Here is a 22,410-nt window from a genome sequence, read left to right as displayed (position 1 = left end):
TTCAGTTGTCACGATCAACGATGTGCACTTTCATCACCACAAGAGCAATATAGTATTGATAAACAGTACTTATAAAATACAGTATCTGTAAACAATATTTATAAACAGTATAAAAATATTGAATAGAAGTTAAGCACTCACATACATAACAATACTCACATACATAATAAAAGGTAACTCTTATGTCAGAAGTAAAAGTATCTGCCAAAATGGTAAAAGAATTGCGCGACCGTACTGGTCTTGGCATGATGGAATGTAAAAAAGCGTTGGAAGAATCAAACGGTGATGTCGAAACTGCCATTGATAACCTACGTAAGTCTGGTCAAGCCAAAGCCGCTAAAAAAGCGGGTAACATTGCAGCTGACGGCGCTATCATCATCGCTCAAGGCGAAAACAAAGCATTCTTGTTAGAAGTTAACTGCCAGACTGATTTCGTTGCAAAAGATGACAGCTTCAATGCATTTGCAGAAAAAGTGGCTAGCATTGCTCTAGAGAACAACGTGACTGACGTTGCTGCTATCGCTGAATTACCATATGGCGATGGTCAAACCGTTGAAGAAGCACGTGTATCATTGGTACAAAAAATCGGTGAAAATATCCAGATTCGCCGTGTTGAAGTACTTGAAGGCGCTAACATCGCTGCATACCGTCATGGCCTGCGTATCGGTGTAGTGGTATCTTATGAAGGCGGCAGCGCAGACACTGGCAAAAACCTTGCCATGCATATCGCTGCGTTTAACCCAGTTGCCGTCGATGACGAAAACGTCGCTGCTGATGTACTAGCGCGCGAAAAAGACATCATCGAAGCCAAAGCCAAAGAATCTGGCAAACCTGACAACATCGTTGAAAAAATGATCGAAGGTGGCCTACGTAAGTACCTAGACGAAGTAACGTTATTGCGTCAGCCATACGTCATGGACAACGAGAAAAAAGTTGGTGACGTATTGAAAGCTGAAGGCGTAAAAGTACTTGGCTTTAAACGTCTAGAAGTTGGTGAAGGCATTGAGAAGAAGCAAGAAGATTTCGCTGCTGAAGTTGCTGCAACTCAAGCACTAGCTAATAAGTAAGTTTTAAAATGCAGTAAGTGCTGAGTTTGTTTTTGCTCAGTACTTATAGATTGTTTGACATAAGAAGCAATCAAGCACAAAAAAGCCCGTTATTTAATAACGGGCTTTTTTGTGTCTGCTGATTTAGTTATATCATTAACAGTTATAGTCAAAACATCCTAAAAACGCGACAGTATTGCTGATATCAATTTTTTGCAGCCTCTGTCTGCGCAGGCACAGCAAGCAAGAAAAATTGATATCAGCAGTGCGTGATGTATTGATATTACTTTTCGCTGATCATTATGTCACTATATTAACGTAAGGCCGCATACGCTGAATTGGCATAACTGGCGCTATTGGTATTGCTGCTAGTGCCATAACTGACTTTTTGCATGCCATTACTAGCAGTGGTATTGCTGTTGCTGGCGCTCATGCTACTACCAGACAAACCTGAGTCATTTTTATATAAGCTGTGATAGCGGCTCATGACGCTTTTGACATAGTTGCGAGTTTCTTTAAACGGCGGGATGCCACCATATTTATCGACGTTACCTTCACCCGCATTATAACCGGCCACCGCATGTTCGACGTTATTATTAAAGCGGCGCATCAACCAAGCGATATATTTAGCAGACCCTTCGATATTGTCGGCAGGATTCCAAGGATTGCTCACTTTGAAGCGGCGGGCAGTGGCTGGCATTAGCTGCATTAGGCCTTGAGCACCCACAGGCGAGCGCGCGTTGGGATTGAATGCGGATTCGGTATGCATCATGGCTTTCATGAGGGCAGGATCTACACCATTACGCTCGGCAGAGGCGCGAATATAACTGTCATAAGCGTTGCGGCTACCGCTACTACTTGCTGTGCTGTTACCATAATCACTACCGCTGCTATTACTGCCATCATACATCTTAGAGTCTTTGTAGTAAGTCACTTTCACTTTTTTGGTAAATTTATCAAAGTTGCCACTAGGATTGACATTGGTGAGCAGTACTTGTCCGCCTTTGTCTTTATAGATATACATATTGCCTGCGTGAGCAGTCATCGAAAGCGTGGAGAAGGTAAGTGTACTAGCAATGGTGCTGAGTAAAAGCGGAGACAAACAGCGGGTAATCAAAGGGGAGATATTTATCATAGAGATATCACTTTTTATCGAATAATAGCAAATTGTTTTGCCTATAGGCGCGTCATGTTGCGCGTTAAAGCGGTTACCGTGTTTGCAGGATTTTATAGCTATAAAGAAGATAGCCACCTAGCAATAACCACGCTTAACAAGAAACCACTTGCGATAGATACAAAAAATAATAGTTGCTTACTATAACATATAATAACTTTTTAGCGCATAGGATTAGCAGAACAAAGCACAAAAGCCGCCTTTAATTTGTAAAAAAATCAACACACTAAGGGTTTTAAGCGCATCGATTGCATACTTGCTTCAGTGTTTTTAAGTTGATACAAACGCCTCAATAGACGGACTGCGACGGTAAATGATCAGTAAAGACGAAAAATTGGCCACAATAGTGATGGGTTTTCTAAACGCTCTTAAACGGAAAAGGCACTGATAAAAATAGGTACCCACACGGCAGTGACCAAACCATTAACTGCCAAACCAAAGGCTGCATAACGACCGGCAGTGTGGCTAATTTGCCAAGCTTCTACCGTGCCGAAAGCATGAGCAGCCAAGCCAAGTGCCAAACCTTTAGCACGATCATCATCGATACTGCGAAACAAAAAGCGCGCTAGAGTACCACCGATTAGACCTGAGACAATAATAATCAAGTTAGCCATGGCCAGTGGCGCTTTAATCAAATCGGCGACGCTCAAACCAATGGGTGTAGTGACTGAACGGGTGGCAAACGCCAATATAGTGTCATGACTTAAGGAAAACAGGTACGCCAATGACATGGGTAGTAACGCACCAATAACGCTGGCCATGGCTACGATTAAGGTCAGCTTCTTGACTGGTAAGCCTTTAAAATTCATCGCCGCTAATGGCACGGCTAACAGTACCGTTACATACCCTAATAGATGGTCAAATACGGGCTTGGCAACGCTATAATAATTATTGTAATCCCATTGCAGGATGAATAAGAATAAAAGGACAAGCCCCAAAGCGGTAATCACCATCGGTAGCCACGATAGCTTACGTGCCAGTACGCGGGCAATGACGTGCGCTGCCAAGGTTAATAATATTGCTGCAAGGGTCGCCATCAATACACTATCAAAAGTCATTACATCTCCTTGGTCACACAGCTCAAGGCTGCTGTTCTTGCTTATGAGTAGTATTGGTATTTGCGCTATTGCTTAGCCAGTGATTGGCAAGGATAGCAAGTCCCCATAGCGGAATGAGCGTACTGATCAACATAGTCAGCATCACACCCCAAAACTCATCCCCTAAGGCAAATAGTAGCAAGCCTGCTCCAGCTGATACGGGCAAAAAAGCAAAGCCACTATCGACCAATAAAGTGTTGCTGGCTTGGGTGAGCCAACTGGGCAGACCTTTGAGTAATCGCCATACCATCAAAATAAGGAACATGGCGACTAGGCCAACGATATTGGCCGCTTTTTCGATACCTGCCCACTGACAGATAATAACGGCAGATTCGCGGACAAAGATGACCATGATCAATGTTAGGATGACGGACATCCATAGGGGCATACGCGAGGAATGAGTGGACTTCATAAGCAGTTTTGGCCAATTCAGAGAGAGTGTATTTATAAGCGCGAGTCGGCATAGAGCCACGAGCATGGCAGAAAAGAATATTTTTGCTAACATTGATAGTAGTCTTGAGCACTCAGCATTTTGTGTCGCGAGTTTTAGGCTGCAAGATTGGTTGATTATACAAAGCTCGATTATATAGAGAGTGGTCCAACTAATAAAGCCTATGGGCTGCTAGGGCGTGTTATTGATCTGCTAGATTTTATTAAAAAACCACTGACATAAAAAAGTCAAAAAAATGGACGATATCGTTGATAGCGTCCATTTATCATTTATCATTTAATAATTTATGATGGGCAATCGATTATACTAAACCATCCATCATAATATACCATCCATCATAATATACCAATCAACTAATTGTATTAATAAGCCCATCATTGTATTAGGCAGCTATTTAAGTCTGTGAATCTGGAATTTTCGCTTCTAGCGCTTTAGACTGCTCTGAATCTAATGTCTCAGCGTTGAGGGCATTAAATTCGTCAAACGCTTGTTCTTCGGCTGCTGTCATAGACGGTTCATCCTCTTCATCAGGCTGCTCGAACTCTTCCAGTATGGGCATCAGTAGCGTGGCTTGCGCTAATGGCAATACCTCTAAAGGATTCAAGTCGGCCTGACCCAGCAGCTGTTTTAGGCGTTCGCTAGGCAGACGAATCGTTAGGCACTCATGACCATTATCATCGTAGCTTTCTTCTAAGATAACGCCCAGCTCATACAAGGTGTTTTTAAATTGACCAGCCGTATAAGGCAGCGTCAAATCAAAGGTCGTCAAGGTACCGGTAAGCAGCTGCTGAACCGCAAGTGACAGCTCCTCCATTCCTAGATTTTGTCTAGATGACACATAGACGCGATTGGGCTGACCTTCGCTAGCGTAACCGATATGGGCAGGCTCATCTGTCAGGTCAATCTTGTTGTAGACGTTGAGCACGGGCACATCATTATCAATCTCTGCCAATACGTCTTTCACCGCTTGGATTTGCTCATGCATATCTTCACTTGATGAGTCGATGACATGTAGCAGTAAATCGGCTTCTAGCGTCTCTTCCAATGTGGCATGAAAAGATTCAACCAACTCATGCGGTAGGTGACGGACAAAACCTACGGTATCCACCAAAACCACACGACCAACACCCTGCCAGTCTAAGCGGCGTAGAGTAGGATCAAGCGTGGCAAACAGTTTATCCGCCGCATAGATGTTTTCATCGACCAAGCGGTTAAATAAGGTAGATTTTCCCGCGTTGGTATAACCGACGAGTGAGATAGTCGGTACGTCAGATTTCTGCCGACGGGCTCGGCCTTGGGCACGGGTTTGGCGAACTTTTTCCAGTTTGGTTTTGAGCTGGTTTACCCGTGTTTGCAATAAGCGACGATCCGTTTCAAGCTGAGTTTCGCCCGGTCCACGCAAGCCGATACCCCCTTTTTGGCGTTCCAAATGCGTCCAACCACGGACCAAACGTGTCGACAAATGGTTCAACTGCGCCAGCTCTACTTGTAGCTTACCTTCATAAGTACGCGCACGCTGGGCAAAGATATCTAAAATCAAACCGGTACGATCGAGTACACGGCATTGCACCACCGATTCAAGGTTACGCTCTTGTGATGGCGATAAACTGTGATTGAACAAAACGATATCAGCGTCATGCTCACGAACCAGTTCAGCGATTTCTTCCGCTTTACCACTACCAACGAAGAATTTGGCATCGGGTCTTTGGCGTGAGCCAGTAACCAACGCCAAGCGATCAGCCCCTGCTGAATCTGCCAGTAGCTCAAACTCGTTAAGATCGTCAGGATCTTGAATTTGGCGGATGTCTAAATGTACGATAATGGCGCGTTCGCCACCTTTATGTTTGTCAAAATAATCCAAAGAGTATCACCTATTAATAAAGTAAATAAATCGCTATTATCCATTCAGCTAGCTTTGATATAACGTTCATATGACCCTCTATATGTGGTCTTATCACTTGATATTAAAGGGTATTCGCATAATTTGCGATGACTTTATGTTACAGCCATTATCGTTGCAAATTTTCAAAGTTCTTAATACCCAGTATATAAACGAACATATGGAGTAGCAGCTCACAACACTGAGTGAACAAACTATCACTGAGCATCAGAATTTTGTTATACTTAGCTCGTTTTTTCACTATCCAAAAACTAGACATTCAATTATGAGGGACGAAGATGAGCCAAGCTAAGTCAGGCTTTTCACTCAGAAAACAATTGGGTCGCGGCAAACAGATTGCCGGTATGACCACGACGATCGCTGGAGGGCTACGCGCCGCTCAGCGGATTGGTGCCTTTAAACAGCCACCACGCGAAAAGCTGCCACGCTATATTCAAGCGTTTTGTCGCAAGATGGCCGGCTCATTTGGGGTAAAGGTCGTCGAAGTCGAGCCAGTACAACAGCATCATGGTCTATGGGTATCCAATCATGTGTCATGGATGGATATTCCGGTTGTGGGCACGGTGAGTCCGGCTTTTTTCTTATCTAAAGCAGAAATCGGTGAGTGGCCAGTATTTGGCAAGTTGGCTCATGCGGCAGGCACGGTGTTTATTCAGCGCGGTTCCGGCGATGCAGGCTCGGTGGCAGCGCAGATAGCCAGCTTTTTGGCGAAAGGGTTTTCGGTGGTATTCTTCCCAGAAGCGACCACCACAGATGGCAAGAAAATCAAGCGCATTCATGGTACCTTGTTACAAGCAGCGATAGATGCAGATGTACCGGTCCGCCCCATTGTTATCGCTTATGTCAATAAGGACGGTACGCTCAGCGAAGCACTGCCGTATTATGGCAAGCTGACGATGATAGAGAGCCTAAAAAAAGTGCTTGATACTAAGGATGTGACCGCTTATGTATTGCCGCTAGAACCAATAGATCCGAAGGGTCTAAATAAGAGCTCAGTAACTGACTTGCTACAAAAACGTATGCAAGAAGGCTTGGCTGAGCTACACACACGGGTGTTAACCACCGACCCTAAGGCATAATTTTCTAAAGTATAAGCATCTAAAGCATCGCTTGTTAAATTAGAAAATCAGCCAAAAAAAGGCGCAAATCGCAGTGATAATGCTAGCGATTTGCGCCTTTTGCTTTTGATGTAAATACGCTAACTTATAAATACCTTAGTCGCAATTTATGACAGTATGATTTGTATCAGACCAACGTTCGCATTGAATTAACTTAACTATCAAATTAATAGGTCAAGATAATAAACTAAGGTGACGGATTGGGTTGCTGGGTATGTACCGCTTCAATCGCGTCTAGTACGTCTGAGCTTAAGGTCAAATCGATGCTGTCAATATTCGATTTTAATTGCTCAGTACTGGTCGCCCCAATAATATTACTGGTCACAAATGGGCGTGAATTGACAAAAGCTAGCGACATTTGCGCCATATCCAAACCAGCATCAGAGGCAATCTTGGCATACTGTACGGTGGCTGATTTTGCTTGCTCGTTCACATAGCGGGCAAACCGATCATACATAGTGAGACGTGCACCTTCAGGGCGTTTACCATCGAGATATTTGCCAGATAGTACACCAAAGCCAAGCGGTGAATAAGCAAGCAGACCAACATTCTCACGATGCGCAATCTCTGCCATATTGACTTCATATAAGCGGTTCAGCAGGCTATAAGGGTTTTGCACGGTGATAGGCGCGATTAAACCGTTTTTATCCGCTTCCCACAGATAACGCATCAGACCCCAAGCCGTATCATTCGATAGCCCATAAGCACGAATACGACCTTTTTTGATCTCGTCATTTAACGCTTGGATGGTCTCCAAAAATGGTGTTAGGTCGTCCAAATTTTGCGCTGCCATCTCTGCAGTATAACCGCGCTGACCAAAGAAATTCGCTTGGCGTTCAGGCCAATGTAATTGATAAATATCAATATAGTCGGTTTGGAGGCGTTCAAGGTTGCCATCGATGGCGCTACTGATGTGTTCAGCCGTAAAACGTGTTTGCCCGTCGCGTAAAAAATCCATTGGTGATATTTTACTAGCTAGCACGACTTTATTACGCTGCTTGGTTTTGTTAAACCAAGTACCCATAAAGCGCTCAGTATCGCCTTGCTTGTCTTTGTCTGGCGGTGAGGGATACATCTCCGCCGTATCCCAAAAGTTGACTCCTTCGCTTAGCGCCATGTCCATTTGCTCATGCGCTTGGGTCTCGTCATTCTGCTGTCCCCACGTCATAGTGCCTAAGCAGATTTTGGAAACGTCTTCATTAATTTGTGGCAGTTTTTGATATTGCATCTGTTTATCCTTGTTTTTATTCTAAATAAGGTTTTTACTCTAAAGCAATTTTTATACTACATTAGCTTGATACCAGTGACGCCCGGCGGTGTTACTTTGAATACTTTTACTTTAAACAATACAGATTGACCAGCTAAAGGATGATTGAAATCTACTTCTATCTCGTCGTCACTGATGGCACTAATAGTGCCGGGTAAGGTGTTTTTACCTTTGTCCTCAAACTCTATCATCATGCCGATTTCAGGGTTGTCAGCGACCAGCGCAAACTGAGTACGGCTAAAATGTTGAATATTGTCAGGGTTCCAATCACCAAACGCTTGCTCTGGATCAAGGTGGGCAGAGCGCGTATCACCTGCGCGCAGGTTCATTAACACTTGCTCAAACCCCGGTAGTAAACTCTCATCGCCAATGGTCAGTGTCACTGGCGCATCGCGGCTAAAGGTTGAGTCAATCACCGTGCCATTCTCTAGGGAAACTTCAAAATGCAGCTTTACAAGGCTGCCAAAGGTGATGCGTGTGTCTTCATTGGGATTGATAAATTGCGAGTCGGTCATAGTCAAAAGCCATCTGTTGCGAGATTGGGAAGTCAGGTCAAAAAATTCATATAATAAATGATAATTATGAGAAATGATAAGCCATCTGAGAAAGGTTGTAAGCGTAAATAGTGTAACGCAAATAGTGTACTATATTTGGCATGTCTAAATGAGGGTGAGAGCAAGCATGGCAAATAAGCAACAAGGCCACATCAAGAAGTGGCAAGATGACAAGGGCTTTGGCTTTATTGACACTGAGCAAGGCGACTCAGTATTCTTTCATATCAATGAGTTCAAAGCGCGCCGTCGCCCTGAAGTGGGTGAGCAAGTCGTCTTTACGCTTGGGCAAGACAATCAAGGGCGGATGCAGGCAAAAGACGTACAAGAGCTGAGCTTTGTACAGCAGAAAATGGCACAAAAAAACAGCCAAATCCGTCAGCGTAATGCAAAACGTAGTCATCAAGCGGAGTTTGAAGCTGGACAAAAGAAACGGCTGTTCCTCGGCGTTGGATTTTATGGGGTTTTAATTTTATTGGTGGTCATGAATAAGCTAAGCTGGTTAGTACTTGCTTGGTATGTAGTATTAGGCGTCATTACTTATGCGATGTACGCCAAGGACAAAGCAGCTGCGCAAAGTGGCGCTTGGCGTACGCCTGAATCAACCTTGCATCTGTTAAGTGCGCTAGGTGGTTGGGTTGGGGCGATGGTCGCGCAGACGTATCTGCGCCACAAGTCACAAAAGCCTGAGTTTCGAGTGGCGTATTATTTGACCGTCGTGATTAATATGGCAGGGTTGTTGTTTATATTGGCGGGCGGTGGTTTAGAGACTCTGACCAATTTATTATCAGGGCTGCTATAAATAAAAACTAAGATGCGAATATGGATAAAATAATCATGAATAAATCAGGTTTCACTGCTGGCACGTTAGTACATACTAATAAAGGACTAGTGCCGATAGAGCAATTAAAAATTGGAGATAAAGTATTATCCAAACCTGCTGATGGCTTAGGTGATCTGGTTTATAACCCCGTACTTCGTACTATAGTCACCGAAAATACACCTGTGTTTTTTGCTACTTTTACACCTGAATCTGTAGACGATTTACCATTTGAGCAACTAACTAATCATGACCTTTATTTGGATTTAATATGCAGCGCAAACCATCCGTTTTGGGTGAGAGGTATAGGATGGAAAACTGCTGCAGAGTTGGGTAGGGGTAACACTACAGTTTTAGAAAATAATGAATCTGCATTCTTTGAAGGAGGTAGTGAAGAAGGGGGAATTGAAGTTGTATTTAAAACTGATAGAAATGCGGTTGGTTTTATTCCTAATTTTTATGATCAATCAAACAATGGACGATTTATTGACTTAGAAACAGGGCGTACTTTATATTTTGGAAGTTATGCCCCAGTATTTGAAAAGCTTTTCGTGAAAGATTCGGACTGGAAACAACGCTTATTAGAGCAAACCCCAGTAGAGTTGAGAGATAGTGCTGAGTTTTATAATTTCCGTACTGGCTTTTGGCAAGACGATGCAGGTATCGACTGGGCAGAAGGTGAAGGACCGGTGACTACTACTGTATATAATATTGAGGTAGCAGATACTCATACTTACTTTGTTTGCGACCAAGGTCTATGGGTATATGACAGCATGCCTAATATCAAATCATCTTAGCGAGTTAATATTATGGATAAATCAGGTTTCACCACTGGCACACTGGTACATACAGAAACAGGACTAGTGACCATAGAACAACTAAAGGTCGGTGATAAAGTATTATCTAAACCTGCCGATGGATTGGGTGATCTGGTTTACAAGAGGATAGCTCGGACGACAAATAACGATGCATCAATCTTCATAATGTATTTTAATACTTATGTAAATCCACAATTAAATTTGGCAGATAGAGTTAATCTAAGACGTAAGTTAAAGAAACAACAGATATTGCCTGAGCCTCTATTAATGACAGCAGATCATCCCTTTTGGACACAAAATAGAGGTTGGGTGAGAGCAGATAAATTGAACACTCAAGATATCTTGGTGACTAAGGATAATACTTATTTTACAACTGATAGTGGAGGTGGGTATGACTATAGATCTGAAGGCATAACACCTATGTATCATGCAAATAAAGAAGGATATGCTTATCAGGTAAGCTTTGGTGATGAAACAGGCGAACTCAAAGGATCATACGTTAATTTATTAACAGGAAGGTATGAACTTTACACAGATCCAGCACCATCATGGATAAATAAATTGTGGCAAGCTGACTCAGAATGGGAGCAACGCCTATTAGAACAAACGCCTGAAGGCGAACGTGAGCATGCTGAGTTCTTTGGCTTTCGTCAAGGTGAGTGGAGAGATCCAGATACTATTGATTGGAATGAGGGCGAAGGTCCATTGACCATGACTGTTTACAACATTGAAGTCGAAGACACGCATACTTACTTTGTGGGTGAGGCTGGTATTTGGGTGCATCATTAAATTTTTATATATAATAAAACTTAATCACGACGTCTATCCGCAAGCACATAATCTTACCGCTAGCCCTGATAGTAGTGGTTATCCTTATCTAAGAGAGGCTGATGAGACTCAGCTGCTGGAAGTGTCGCCGGTCAGAAATTCCAGCAGCGCTTTAGTCGAATAGCCTTTCTTAGGTAAGATAATAGCGTATAGCAGGATCAGCTCCGACACCTTAACTTATCAAAAATAACAGGCAAAAGAAAAGGTAGGTTACGTATTCGTAAACCCACCTTTTAAATCTAAAAACTAGCTACGATTATAATCGTTAAACCTCACGCTTTTTTTCCAAAAAGAGCATGTCAATCACAATCAGCACCACGCCGATACAAATACCCATATCGGCAACATTAAAGATAGGATAGTTCCAAACGTTGGCATAATGCACATGGATAAAGTCAATCACGTGACCATGTAGCAAGCGATCGATTAAATTGCCCAGCGCACCGCCCAATACTAAGGCCAGTCCGACAGAAAGCAGCTTGGCTTTTCGTGGCGCTTTGACCAAATAGCCAATTAAGAATAGCGACATTAATAATGCCAATCCGGAAAAAAACCACTTTTGCCAACCGCCAGCATCCGCCAAAAAGCTAAAAGCCGCACCGTAGTTATAAGCCAACGTCCAATTGAGGAATGGCTCAATCACGGGTACTGGCTCATGGAAAGTCAGGTTGGTTTCAGCTAGCCACTTCGTGCCTTGATCGATGATAAGTACGACCAGCGACAGCAAATACCATACAAAAGCACGACTGCCATTAGCAATCATTTTTGGCGTTTTGGTCAAGCGACTTCTCGGCGTCGTTGAGTTCCCTATTGTTGCATGCGCAGGTTTAGGCGAATTATCGACGTCAGTAGGTGGCAGATTGTTTTTTGATGAATTAGGCATAGTGGCGCACCTCGCCATTGCCTGCGACATTAGTGACGCAGCGGGCACATAGTTCAGGGTGTGCGCTATCGGTACCGATGTCATTACGGATATGCCAGCAGCGTACACATTTAGTGCCAGTCGCAGCACTAATATTGACCACTAAGTCTGCCGCTTCTTTGGTGTTGCTTTCGGCTTGCTCTGCTGCGTCATTCTGACTAGCAGCAGGTGCATCACTCATTGGCTTCAAAGTCGCATTGCTGGTAATCAAGACAAAACGCAGCTCTTCACTGAGCTTAGCTAAGCTTTCATACATCGCCCCATCGGCGTATAAGTCAACGTCAGCAGATAAGTTAGCGTTGATGATTTTTTCGCCGCGCGCCGTTTCGATATGTTTATTAACGATATCTTTTGCTTGCATAATACGTTGCCAGTCATCGTTACTGATAGCGCTTAGCTCAAACTTTGGAAAGGTATACCATTCTTCAGTAAACACATAGCCTGCTTCGTTGCCGTTTTTACCTTGCAATACTTCCCACGCTTCTTGGGCGGTAAATGACAAAATCGGCGTAATCCAGCGAATCAATGCTTGGGCAATATGATAAATAGCCGTTTGCGCAGAACGACGTGGCTGTCCATCAGTTTGGGTCGTGTACTGACGGTCTTTGATGATATCTAAGTAGAAGCTGCCCAAGTCTTGTGAACAAAACGCGGCAATATGTTGCGTAACTTGGTGGAAGTCCATCGCATCATAGGCGTCGATGATTTGTGCTTGCACGATTTGCGTACGCTCAATGATGAATTTATCAAGGCTGACCAGCTCATTGATATCAATGCTGTTGGTTGCTGGATCGAAGTCATCGGTATTGGCCAGCAAAAAACGCAAGGTATTCCGGATACGGCGATACATATCGATTGCGCCTTTAAAGACCGTTTTGCCCGCGCTCATCTCATAACGATAATCGCTCGACGCAATCCACAAACGCAGCATGTCTGCGCCTGTTTTATTGATCTCTTCTTGCGGCGTGATGATATTGCCCAGTGATTTACTCATTTTGCGACCGTTTTCATCGACGACAAAACCATGGGTTAAGACTTGCTTAAACGGCGGGCGCTCGTACATCGCTTCAGAGGTAAGCAGTGACGTCTGGAACCAACCACGATGCTGGTCAGAGCCTTCTAAGTATAGATCAGCGGGATTGGTCAATTCATCGCGTTGCTCAAGGACGGCAAAATGCGTCGTGCCCGAGTCAAACCAAACGTCTAAGGTGTCGGTAGATTTATCATAATCAGCCGCTTCTGTACCTAAGTAATCTTCACAGCTGGCATCAAACCAAGCTTCAACGCCGCCAGCATCGATATTTTTTGCGGCGACTTCCATCAGCTCAAGCGTATTTGGATGCAGCTCGCCCGTTTCTTTATGAGTGAAAAAGGCAATCGGCACGCCCCAAGTACGCTGGCGTGAGATACACCAATCTGGGCGACCTGTCATCATCGATTCAATACGGTTTTGACCCCATGCTGGCGTCCAGTTGACGGCTGGGATATCTGCAAGTGCACGCTCACGTAAGCCTTCTTTCTCCATATTGATAAACCACTGCGGCGTGGCACGGAAGATAATTGGCGATTTATGACGCCAGCAATGCGGATAGCTGTGCTCAATCTTGGTATGGCTAACGAGATGACCGTTTTCATGTAGGGCGGCGATGATTTTTGGATTGGCTTTGTAGATATGCTCGCCCGCAAATACCGCTGCACTGTCTAAATAGACGCCCGTACCGCTCACTGGGTTTTCAACTGGCAAGTCATATTTGAGACCAACGATATAATCGTCAAGACCGTGACCCGGTGCGGTATGCACGAGGCCCGTACCGCTATCTGTAGTCACGTGATCGCCTAAAATTAATGGCACTTGACGATCTTCAATCAATGGATGCTGGGCGCGTAGACCTTCCAGCTCGCGTCCGGATACAGTCGCTAATACGCCTTCATTGCTGAGCTTAAACGCAGTCAGTGCGCTTTCAACCAAATCAGTCGCTAGTAGGAAGTTGCCTTTTTCGGTCGCCACCACACTATAGTCATGCTCGGGATGTACGGCGATGGCTTGGTTGGCAGGTAGCGTCCAAGGCGTCGTCGTCCAAATAACGGCTGCGATATTACCATCGATTTCGCTCAATGCGGCAACTTTTTCGGTATCGAGCACATCAAAGCTAACGTAGATAGCATCTGAGACTTTGTCCTGATATTCAACTTCGGCTTCAGCTAGGGCGGAGCTACAGTCTAAGCACCAATTGACCGGCTTCATACCGCGAGTCACATGACCGTTGTCATAAATTTTGGCAAGAGCGCGTACGATGTTGGCTTCTTGATGGAAGTTCATCGTGAGATAAGGATTGTCCCAATCACCAAACACACCCAGACGTTTAAAGTCTGCCTTCTGTAGCTCAATCTGCGTGCTTGCATATTCGCGGCACAGACCACGGAATTCAGTCGCAGAGACTTTTTGACCGACTTTGCCGACCTTGGCTTCGACCTTTTGCTCGATAGGCAGACCATGACAGTCCCAACCTGGCACATAAGGCGCGTCAAAGCCCGATAAGGTTTTTGACTTTACGATAATGTCTTTGAGCACTTTATTGACCGCATGACCTAAGTGAATCTGACCGTTGGCGTATGGAGGGCCATCATGCAAAATGTATTTGGTCGCACCTGTACGCGCCTGACGAATTTTGCCGTACACATCATCCGCTTCCCATGCAGCCAGCCAATCTGGCTCGCGTTTGGCAAGGTTTGCACGCATCGCAAAAGGCGTGTCGGCAAGGTTTAGCGTGTCTTTATAATCTTGGCTTGGTGTATCAGTGCTTTTATCAGTCATAGAAGGCGTCTTTTAAAATGAGGGTTAGAGGTTGCGTTTGAAATTCAGGCTTAAGGTTAAATATAATATGGGGTCAAATATTTGATAATCGATGCTAGCCTTTTGCTTAGAAAACGTTGCTTATAACGTGTTGCTTAAAAGATATAGCTTATAACGTGTTGCTTATAAATAGTTACGTCCATCATAAATGCTAATGAGACGATTGCAACAAAAAATATTTTTAACAGAATAATTAGAAAAGTGAATATGATAACGGCAGCTATTATATGACAAAATGGGTAGGGTAAAAAGAGCTGACCAGTATCGTCCTGTTTTTAACTAAAACCAATCATTGATGTCAGCATAAATACTTTGTCCATTAAAGCATAGGTCTGGCAAGTTTGATTGTCTATTTATTAGATTATACCTAACTGGCTAAGCGCTAAAAAACTTCTGACAACCACAAGCGCAATCTAAGCGACCAGAGTGGTTGAATACCGGTCAGCCCTTGCGTCATCTCGCCATCTTTTAGAACCACATAAGAAGGCGTGACTTGTCCTTGCCAATCGGCAAATATCTCACCTGCTTGATCGTTGACCGTGGTAAAGCGGTAACTATTTTCATTAAGGTAGCGGTGCAGCTCTTGATCTGAGCCAGACTTAATCGCAATGGTAACCACTGGATAATTATTTGCCGCTGCAAGCTTGTCTATCGTCGGTGAGGTCACACGACAAATCGGGCACCAAGTCCCCCAAAAGTATATCAGGGCCGGTTTATCCTCACTCAGCGCTGCTAAGTCAATGCTTTGACCTTGATAGTCGGTCAATTGCAGTTGCGGATTGGCTGGCATGACCGGTTGTCGCCACCAATTGACTGCGCTATAAATCACCGCAAATATCAAGCCATATAACAGTATGGTCTTAACTATCGACAACGTTCTTTGCTTCGACGTCTTTTTAGGTGTCTCAATTATCTTTTGGCTATCAGTCGTCATAGTGTCTGCTTTTTTTGCTTTGGCATAGTCAATCCCCTATAAATTAGATACGCTGTCAGGCTCGCTCAGTCTACTATATATAGTCAGAGCACTTTTAAACCGCTACGGTGTTACCCGCCCTAGAGGTACTCAATGTACTATCTGCGGTCGGTCGCCTTGTAGCGATTCTAAAATTCCTTGACTATATAGTACTTTCATTCGCCTTCCTTACATCTAAATTATCTTGAACCAGCGATAGATAAAAATAAACGGCTGAATAGTCAGCCGTTTATTAAAGTATTTTGTTAGAGGGTTTTTTTATACGAATCGCCTAAGGCTTTTGCGCGCGATTTTGTAATGGATCACCGATGAGGACGCTACCTGAATTTTCACGACGCTCTTCGTCGGTTAATTTACTCGCTGGAATTTTGGCTTTTTTCTTCCATTTTAAGCTAAATAAGTCATCACGGCGATCAAGCAAGTTATGCACCGAGCCTTCGTTACGGACATGAGTGAGCTTATCCAAATTCACATCTGAGAAGAATACCATTTCGGTATTGGCTGTCGTTTCTGCCATAATCGCATCATGCGGAAAAGCAAAATCAGAGGGTGAAAAAATAGAGGACTGTGCGTATTGAATGTCTAAGCTTTCAACTTGCGGTAAATTACCCACTGAGCCGCATATCATCACATAACACTCGTTTTCAATGGCTCGTGCTTGGGCACAGTGACGCACCCGCAAATAGCCGTTTTTGGTATCTGTCCAAAAAGGCACGAACAAAATATCCATATCGTCAAGCGCCAACAAGCGTGCAAGCTCAGGGAACTCAATGTCATAGCAGACTAAAATCCCAATACGACCCGCATCGGTATCGAATACTTTGACCTCGTCGCCACCTTCGATGACCCATGCGCTACGTTCATGCGGGGTAATATGAATCTTACGCTGCTCTTCAACCGTCCCATCGCGGCGGCAGAGATAACTGACATTGTATAGTGTATCGTCTTCGTCCAATAATGGCATAGAGCCGGTGATTACATTGACGTTATAGCTGACTGCCAGATGCGAGACTTCGTTTTTGAACCATTCGGTATAACCGGCTAAAAAGCGAATGGCCACGTTTTGATCCGTGGATTCACACAGACCCATCAATGGCGCGTTAAAAAACTCTGGTAAGCAAGCAAAGTCTGAGTTGTAATCCGCCATAATATCAACGAAGAACTCCACTTGTTGTAGCAGCTCCTCAGGCGATTCAACCTCACGCATTTGCCACTGAATACCACCGATACGCACCTCTGATTTACGGGTGTTTGGCTTATAGTCTTGCGGCTCATAATAAATGTTGGCCCATTCAAGTAGCGTCGCAAAACCTTTAGACTGAGCATCATCTGGCAAATAGGCCGTCAAAATACGTTTAACAATAAAACCGTTGGATAATTGGAAAGATAGGGCAGAGTCGTGGATTTCACGTGACTCGACCGCATCGATATATTCGCCAGGGGTCAGGTCTTTGTGGTTATGATAATTAGGAATGCGACCACCGGCCAAGATGGCTCGGAAGTTTAACTGGCGGCACAGCTCTTTACGCGCATCATAAAGACGACGACCCAAACGGTAGCCACGATATTCAGGGTCAATTAGAGCATCCAAGCCATAAATAGCATCGCCTTTTGGATTGTCTCTAATGATTTCTTTGTGCCCAATCAGGTCATCATAGGTATGCGGGTTAGAGAACTTGGCATAATCAACGCGCATCGATAGCACGATACCAATCAATTGATCGTGGTCAAATAGGGCAATCTGTCCCTCTGGAAACGCATCAATCAAAGTATGAATAGTAGTCTTCGACCATGCACCGCCCAAGTTCACATATACGCGATCCATCAAGGCTTTTAACTGCGGATAATCTTTTTTCTTAATCTCAGCAATCGTGAGGTGAAAGTCGTCTATTTTTTCGATTTTACTCATAAGGTTCCTGTCTTCGCTGTCAATAAATGTCGTAAAGTTAACGCTGTATGCGCGGTAATAGCCATAGTTATCAGTAGAACTAAAAACTTTTGTGTAACAAAGGCGATAAAAATATTCCAATCGACTTATATAATCGTTACAATAATTTATCTTTTTATTTACAATGAGTTATAAAGACCACATCTCATATCAAAGATTTTGATAAGGGTTTTTCGTAGGTTTGCAAGCGTCTCTATTCAAGAATACTGACCTCATTAGTAGCTGTATCAATCGTACTTGAATAAACTACCTCTGTTCTACTAGTGCCCAAGTTCTGTCACATCTCTTATTATTTCTGGCTAGTCCCAGTTTGGCTTATTACTGCTGATTTCGATAATCATCATACCAAGGTAGCGGATCAATGACAGTCCCACGTAGTAAATATTTGCTACGTTTTTGTGAGTCGCTATCTCTGCTTAGCTTAGAATGAGTCTGGAATGAGCTTGGACGTAGTCTTTGTTTTTCTTGTTTTGTTTTGCGGCCTATGGGCGGCTTTTTAGGATTATTTTATGACGCCCTTAACGCGCACGGTCGACACATTAGAAACCGTAGAAGATTCCGCACTGATACAATTGGTGTATGTCAGCAGTATTACCCTCAGTGCACGGCTAAAAGCCTCAATATTCGATGAAGTAGAAGGTCATGCTCGCGATCATAATGAGCAGCATGGTATCACTGGTACTTTATGTTATGGCAATGGTCATTTTTTACAATGTATCGAAGGCAAGAAATCTGAGGTATTCGACCTGCAAAAACGCATTTTTGCGGATAGCCGTCACAAGAATATTGAAGTATTGCTATTGCGAGTCATCAATCAGCGCAGCTTTGTCGATTGGCGCATGCGCTTGTTGTTTTTGGAGCGTTGGTTATGGTCACCAGCGACCAAGAAACAAGCCGCGCAGTTGTCTCCTTTTTTACCGTTTACCCCGCATGGCTGGACTTCTGAGCGCACCGAGCAGTTTTTACAAATTATCAAAACCTTTGATACGCCGCCACATATAAAAGCCGCCGGTATTACTTACAATGCCTTGGGCAATATGTTTCGCCATATCGCGGCGCCGCACCAAGCGTTTTTAATCGTCCAAGGTTGTTTGAGTCTATTGTTGATGGTCGCATTGGTACTGCTTTATTTATCATAAACATCTTATAGATTAACTACTTTTACGCTTTTAATCTTTTATACAAGTGATGCATTGCCAGCTTAAGAGCAAAAAAGACGCTAAACTTTTCAGTCTAGCGTCTTTTTTATACCATAAAAATGGTTTACTTCCTGCTAAACCATCAATCAACAGACCCTAATCACATATCAAAAATCTTCCCACGGTTCATGATGTTGTTTGGATCAAATACTTTTTTGACTTCGCGTAAGTAATTAATCTCAGTTTCGCTGCGGCTATAGTGCAGATAAGGCTTTTTGGTCATGCCAACGCCATGTTCAGCAGAGACTGAACCGCCATATTTTTGTACCGTCTCAAATACGTGTTTATTAACGATTTGACATTCTGCAAAGAAGTCATCTTTGCTCATATTTTCTGGCTTTAAGATATTCAGATGCAAGTTACCGTCACCGATATGACCGAACCAACACACTTCAAAGTCAGGGTAGTTGCTGCTGACGATGTGATCAATCTCAGCGATAAACTCAGGTACGTAGCTTATCAGTACCGAGACATCGTTTTTATAAGGGGTAAATACTGAGATGGTCTCCGAGATATATTCGCGCAGCTTCCACAGCTCTTCCGCTTGCGCCAGACTCTGACTCATCACCCCATCGACGACCCAACCTTGTTCCATACAATGCTCAAATATTGCCATGGCTTTGTCCATGATAGGCTCATACGGCGCTTCAAACTCGAGTAGCGTATAAAACTTGGTGCGTGATTCAAACGGCTCTTGTACTTGGCCGTGCGCCATCAGCTTATCAATGGCCACATCATCAAAGAACTCAAACGCGGTCAAATCGATCTTTGCTTGAAAGGCTGATAGCACATTCATGACGTCGTTAAAGCTGTCCATGCCAAGTACCATGACGTTTAAGTCTTGCGGCTGACGCTCAAGCTTGATTTGCGCATGAGTCACTAAACCAAGCGTGCCTTCGCTACCGATAAACAACTGGCGCAAGTCATAACCGGTGGCATTTTTCACCATGCCGCGATTGAGCTGCAAGATATCACCTTTACCAGTGACGACAGTCAGGCCCATAATCCATTGACGAGTCATGCCATAACGAATTACCTTGATACCGCCCGCATTGGTGCCGATATTACCGCCCATTTGGCTAGAGCCAGCCGAAGCAAAGTCGACAGGGTAGTAGAGGTCGTTAGATTCGGCGAATTGTTGCAATTGCTCAGTCACCACGCCCGCTTCAATCTCGACTAAGCGATCAGCAGGATAGAATTTGCCGATTTGGTTCATCTTATCCATACTGACCACAATCTCACCATTGGCCGCGACCGCGCCAGCAGACAGACCAGTACGACCGCCACTTGGCGTCAAGACAACATTGTGCTCATTGGCAAGCAAGACGATGGCTTGCACTTGCTCAGTGGTTTTTGGAAAGACAATGGCAGAGGCGGCAGGCGCGAAATGCTTGGTCCAGTCTTTGCCCCAATGTTCTAGGCTTTCGCTATCGGTCTTGATTTGGCTGGCGTCAAATTGATGGCTATCAAGCAGTGTGCGTAAAATAGTCTGCACGGCGTTGGTATTGTCATTGGTATCAGGTTTAGGCTGGCTAGATAAAGAGGTCATGGTCAAATCTCGGTATGAACGTAGGCGCTATGCATAAAGGGGATTATTATATCGCTAAATGGATATAACGAAGCGGCTATAACTGTGTTTATATAATAAGAAGGTCGCGAATGTGGTTTTTAGTATTCATGAATATGCTTATTATATAATGAAATATTTGCGCGCGCATACATGGCATAAATAGTTAAAAAGACAGTTTAATAAACATTGAACATAATAGTTCACTATAGCATAAAAAGTTTTCAGGCTTGATATCCAATAATTCATCTAATCTGCTAACATCGACGTCGAATTTTGTGTAAGATATCCGGACTGTTTTCGTTTCATCCATCGTATAGTCAAAGCACTTGTAAATGGTTACGGCGTTAACCTCTCTAAATGTACTAAGTTGTACTATTTGCGCTCGGTTGCCTTGTACCCACTTTAAACTGCTTCGACTATAGATTATCCTTCAGATAATTTTATAAGACAATTATAGGACAGTTCTCATATGGCGTTATCACTACAAAAAGACAAAATCCGCTTTTTATTGCTTGAAGGTCTACACGACAATGCCTTAAAAATATTGACAGATGCTGGTTATCAAAACATCGAGAATATCAGTCATGCGTTAGATAAAGAAGAGCTGATCGAAAAGATCAAAGACGCTCACTTCATCGGTATTCGCTCACGCACCCAACTGACGCGTGAAGTACTGGAGCATGCGCACAAGCTGATTGGTATTGGTTGCTTCTGTATCGGTACCAACCAAGTAGACTTGGAAGCGGCTCGTGAACTGGGTATTCCCGTCTTTAACGCGCCGTATTCGAATACTCGTTCGGTGGCTGAGTTGGTATTGGCCGAAACCATCATGCTGTATCGCGGCATTCCTGAAAAAAATGCCACCGTACATCGCGGCGGCTGGGGCAAGTCTGCGACCAACTCGCATGAAGTACGTGGCAAGACCATGGGTATCGTCGGCTATGGCTCTATCGGCTCACAGTTGTCTGTGTTAGCAGAAAGTTTCGGTATGAAGGTCATTTATCATGACGTGGTGACCAAATTGCCATTGGGTAACGCCGTACAAGTCGGCAGCTTAGAAGAATTACTGTCGACCGCTGATATCGTGACCTTGCATGTTCCTGATGTGCCAAGCACCCGCTATATGATGAAAGCTGAGCAATTTGCGCATATGAAAGACGGTAGCTACTTTATCAATGCCGCACGGGGTACTTGTGTCGAGATTGATGATCTAGCAGCGGTATTAGAATCTGGCAAAATCTTGGGCGCGGCGATTGACGTATTCCCAAAAGAGCCAAAATCTGCTGACCAAGAGTTTGAATCACCGCTACGTAAATTCGATAACGTGATTTTGACGCCACATATCGGCGGCTCAACGCAAGAAGCACAAGCCAACATCGGTCTAGAAGTCGCAGAAAAATTCGTTCGATATTCAGATCAAGGTGATACCCTCACGGCAGTGAACTTCCCAGAAGTCTCTATTCCGTTTAAAGAAGGCTCACATCGTCTGTTACATATTCACAAAAACGTACCTGGCGTCCTCTCACAGATTAACCGTCTGTTCGCTGAGGCGCACATCAATATCTTGGCACAGAGCTTAATGACCGAAGGCGATGTTGGTTATTTGGTCATGGACGTAGATTACAACGACTCAAGCGCGGCGCTGGATCAGCTAAAAGACGTTGAAGAAACCATTCGCGTCCGTATTTTGTTCTAATAGATTACTCATAACGTTTCAGACTGACGGTATACTGATGGTATAAAAACACGTCTTAAAGTAAGTTAAGCGAAATAGCAGATGACCTTGGTGGTTGTCTGCTATTTTTTTATGTTGGGTATCGTTATAAGTATAGGGTCTAGATTGCTTTGTTTGATTTTACTGCGTTAGCGACCTT

General features: G+C 43.9%; 18 protein-coding genes. 7 read left to right on the top strand and 11 right to left on the bottom strand.

What is annotated here, in order from left to right:
• Positions 1 to 182: 182 nt before the first annotated feature.
• Positions 183 to 1,067 carry a translation elongation factor Ts gene (gene tsf, locus AAEY79_RS00395; protein WP_025650923.1) on the top strand — a complete coding sequence of 295 codons (885 nt, stop codon included), beginning with the start codon at positions 183 to 185 and terminating at the stop codon, positions 1,065 to 1,067.
• 292 nt (positions 1,068 to 1,359) lie between these two features.
• Here the strand turns inward: tsf and AAEY79_RS00390 are convergent, their stop codons facing one another.
• From AAEY79_RS00390 to hflX, 4 genes are all read right to left on the bottom strand, one after another.
• Positions 1,360 to 2,181 carry a lytic transglycosylase domain-containing protein gene (locus tag AAEY79_RS00390; RefSeq protein WP_025650924.1) on the bottom strand — a complete coding sequence of 274 codons (822 nt, stop codon included), beginning with the start codon at positions 2,179 to 2,181 and terminating at the stop codon, positions 1,360 to 1,362.
• Between the two features lie 407 nt (positions 2,182 to 2,588).
• On the bottom strand, positions 2,589 to 3,278 hold the full coding sequence (locus AAEY79_RS00385; protein ID WP_025650925.1) for an LrgB family protein: 690 nt from the start codon (positions 3,276 to 3,278) through the stop codon (positions 2,589 to 2,591).
• Positions 3,279 to 3,300: 22 nt separating this feature from the next.
• A complete protein-coding gene (locus AAEY79_RS00380; RefSeq protein ID WP_101211818.1) occupies positions 3,301 to 3,729 on the bottom strand; it encodes a CidA/LrgA family protein in 429 nt (142 codons plus the stop codon).
• A gap of 433 nt (positions 3,730 to 4,162) precedes the next feature.
• Positions 4,163 to 5,629, bottom strand: a complete 1,467-nt coding sequence (gene hflX / locus AAEY79_RS00375) for a ribosome rescue GTPase HflX (protein WP_352286762.1) — start codon at positions 5,627 to 5,629, stop codon at positions 4,163 to 4,165.
• A gap of 317 nt (positions 5,630 to 5,946) precedes the next feature.
• On the opposite strand from hflX, the gene AAEY79_RS00370 reads away from it, so the two are divergent.
• Positions 5,947 to 6,747, top strand: a complete 801-nt coding sequence (locus AAEY79_RS00370; RefSeq protein ID WP_352286759.1) for a lysophospholipid acyltransferase family protein — start codon at positions 5,947 to 5,949, stop codon at positions 6,745 to 6,747.
• Between the two features lie 226 nt (positions 6,748 to 6,973).
• Here AAEY79_RS00370 and AAEY79_RS00365 read toward each other — a convergent pair whose 3' ends face one another.
• Entirely contained in the window at positions 6,974 to 8,014 is a 1,041-nt protein-coding gene (locus AAEY79_RS00365; RefSeq protein ID WP_352286757.1) for an aldo/keto reductase, read from the bottom strand.
• A gap of 56 nt (positions 8,015 to 8,070) precedes the next feature.
• Entirely contained in the window at positions 8,071 to 8,568 is a 498-nt protein-coding gene (locus AAEY79_RS00360; RefSeq protein WP_101211820.1) for a peptidylprolyl isomerase, read from the bottom strand.
• Positions 8,569 to 8,734: 166 nt separating this feature from the next.
• On the opposite strand from AAEY79_RS00360, the gene AAEY79_RS00355 reads away from it, so the two are divergent.
• Genes AAEY79_RS00355 through AAEY79_RS00345 form a run of 3 tightly spaced genes read left to right on the top strand, consistent with a single transcriptional unit; the run spans position 8,735 to position 11,031 of the window.
• Positions 8,735 to 9,406, top strand: a complete 672-nt coding sequence (locus tag AAEY79_RS00355; RefSeq protein WP_352286753.1) for a DUF1294 domain-containing protein — start codon at positions 8,735 to 8,737, stop codon at positions 9,404 to 9,406.
• A gap of 20 nt (positions 9,407 to 9,426) precedes the next feature.
• Positions 9,427 to 10,221, top strand: coding sequence for a hypothetical protein (locus AAEY79_RS00350; protein ID WP_352286750.1), 795 nt, complete (start codon positions 9,427 to 9,429; stop codon positions 10,219 to 10,221).
• A 12-nt stretch (positions 10,222 to 10,233) separates the two neighbouring features.
• Positions 10,234 to 11,031 carry a hypothetical protein gene (locus tag AAEY79_RS00345; protein ID WP_352286747.1) on the top strand — a complete coding sequence of 266 codons (798 nt, stop codon included), beginning with the start codon at positions 10,234 to 10,236 and terminating at the stop codon, positions 11,029 to 11,031.
• Between the two features lie 304 nt (positions 11,032 to 11,335).
• Here the strand turns inward: AAEY79_RS00345 and lspA are convergent, their stop codons facing one another.
• From lspA to AAEY79_RS00325, 4 genes are all read right to left on the bottom strand, one after another.
• Positions 11,336 to 11,953: a signal peptidase II gene (gene lspA, locus AAEY79_RS00340; RefSeq protein ID WP_025650932.1), complete on the bottom strand. Its 618-nt coding sequence runs from the start codon at positions 11,951 to 11,953 to the stop codon at positions 11,336 to 11,338.
• On the bottom strand, positions 11,946 to 14,807 hold the full coding sequence (gene ileS / locus AAEY79_RS00335; protein ID WP_352286744.1) for an isoleucine--tRNA ligase: 2,862 nt from the start codon (positions 14,805 to 14,807) through the stop codon (positions 11,946 to 11,948). The genes lspA and ileS overlap by 8 nt, the downstream gene beginning before the upstream one ends.
• 421 nt (positions 14,808 to 15,228) lie before the next feature.
• Positions 15,229 to 15,780, bottom strand: coding sequence for a protein disulfide oxidoreductase (locus tag AAEY79_RS00330; protein WP_025650934.1), 552 nt, complete (start codon positions 15,778 to 15,780; stop codon positions 15,229 to 15,231).
• A 310-nt stretch (positions 15,781 to 16,090) separates the two neighbouring features.
• Positions 16,091 to 17,728 (bottom strand): carbon-nitrogen hydrolase family protein, encoded by a 1,638-nt coding sequence (locus AAEY79_RS00325; RefSeq protein ID WP_025650935.1) that lies wholly within the window; start codon positions 17,726 to 17,728, stop codon positions 16,091 to 16,093.
• Positions 17,729 to 18,276: 548 nt separating this feature from the next.
• Between AAEY79_RS00325 and AAEY79_RS00320 the strand changes: the two genes are divergently transcribed.
• Positions 18,277 to 18,906: a BLUF domain-containing protein gene (locus tag AAEY79_RS00320; protein ID WP_201565906.1), complete on the top strand. Its 630-nt coding sequence runs from the start codon at positions 18,277 to 18,279 to the stop codon at positions 18,904 to 18,906.
• Positions 18,907 to 19,066: 160 nt separating this feature from the next.
• On the opposite strand, the gene AAEY79_RS00315 is transcribed toward AAEY79_RS00320, so the two are convergent.
• Complete coding sequence (locus AAEY79_RS00315) at positions 19,067 to 20,515, bottom strand: FAD-binding oxidoreductase (protein WP_352286741.1); 1,449 nt, start codon at positions 20,513 to 20,515, stop codon at positions 19,067 to 19,069.
• 490 nt (positions 20,516 to 21,005) lie between these two features.
• Here AAEY79_RS00315 and serA point away from each other — a divergent pair, with 490 nt between their 5' ends.
• Entirely contained in the window at positions 21,006 to 22,232 is a 1,227-nt protein-coding gene (gene serA, locus AAEY79_RS00310; protein WP_025650938.1) for a phosphoglycerate dehydrogenase, read from the top strand.
• Positions 22,233 to 22,410: the final 178 nt, after the last annotated feature.

The organism is Psychrobacter sp. GW64-MNA-CIBAN-0177 (assembly GCF_040309585.1).
Classification (GTDB): domain Bacteria; phylum Pseudomonadota; class Gammaproteobacteria; order Pseudomonadales; family Moraxellaceae; genus Psychrobacter; species Psychrobacter okhotskensis.
Note: the sequence above shows the minus strand (reverse complement) of the source record. Positions and strands in the feature narration are given on the sequence as shown.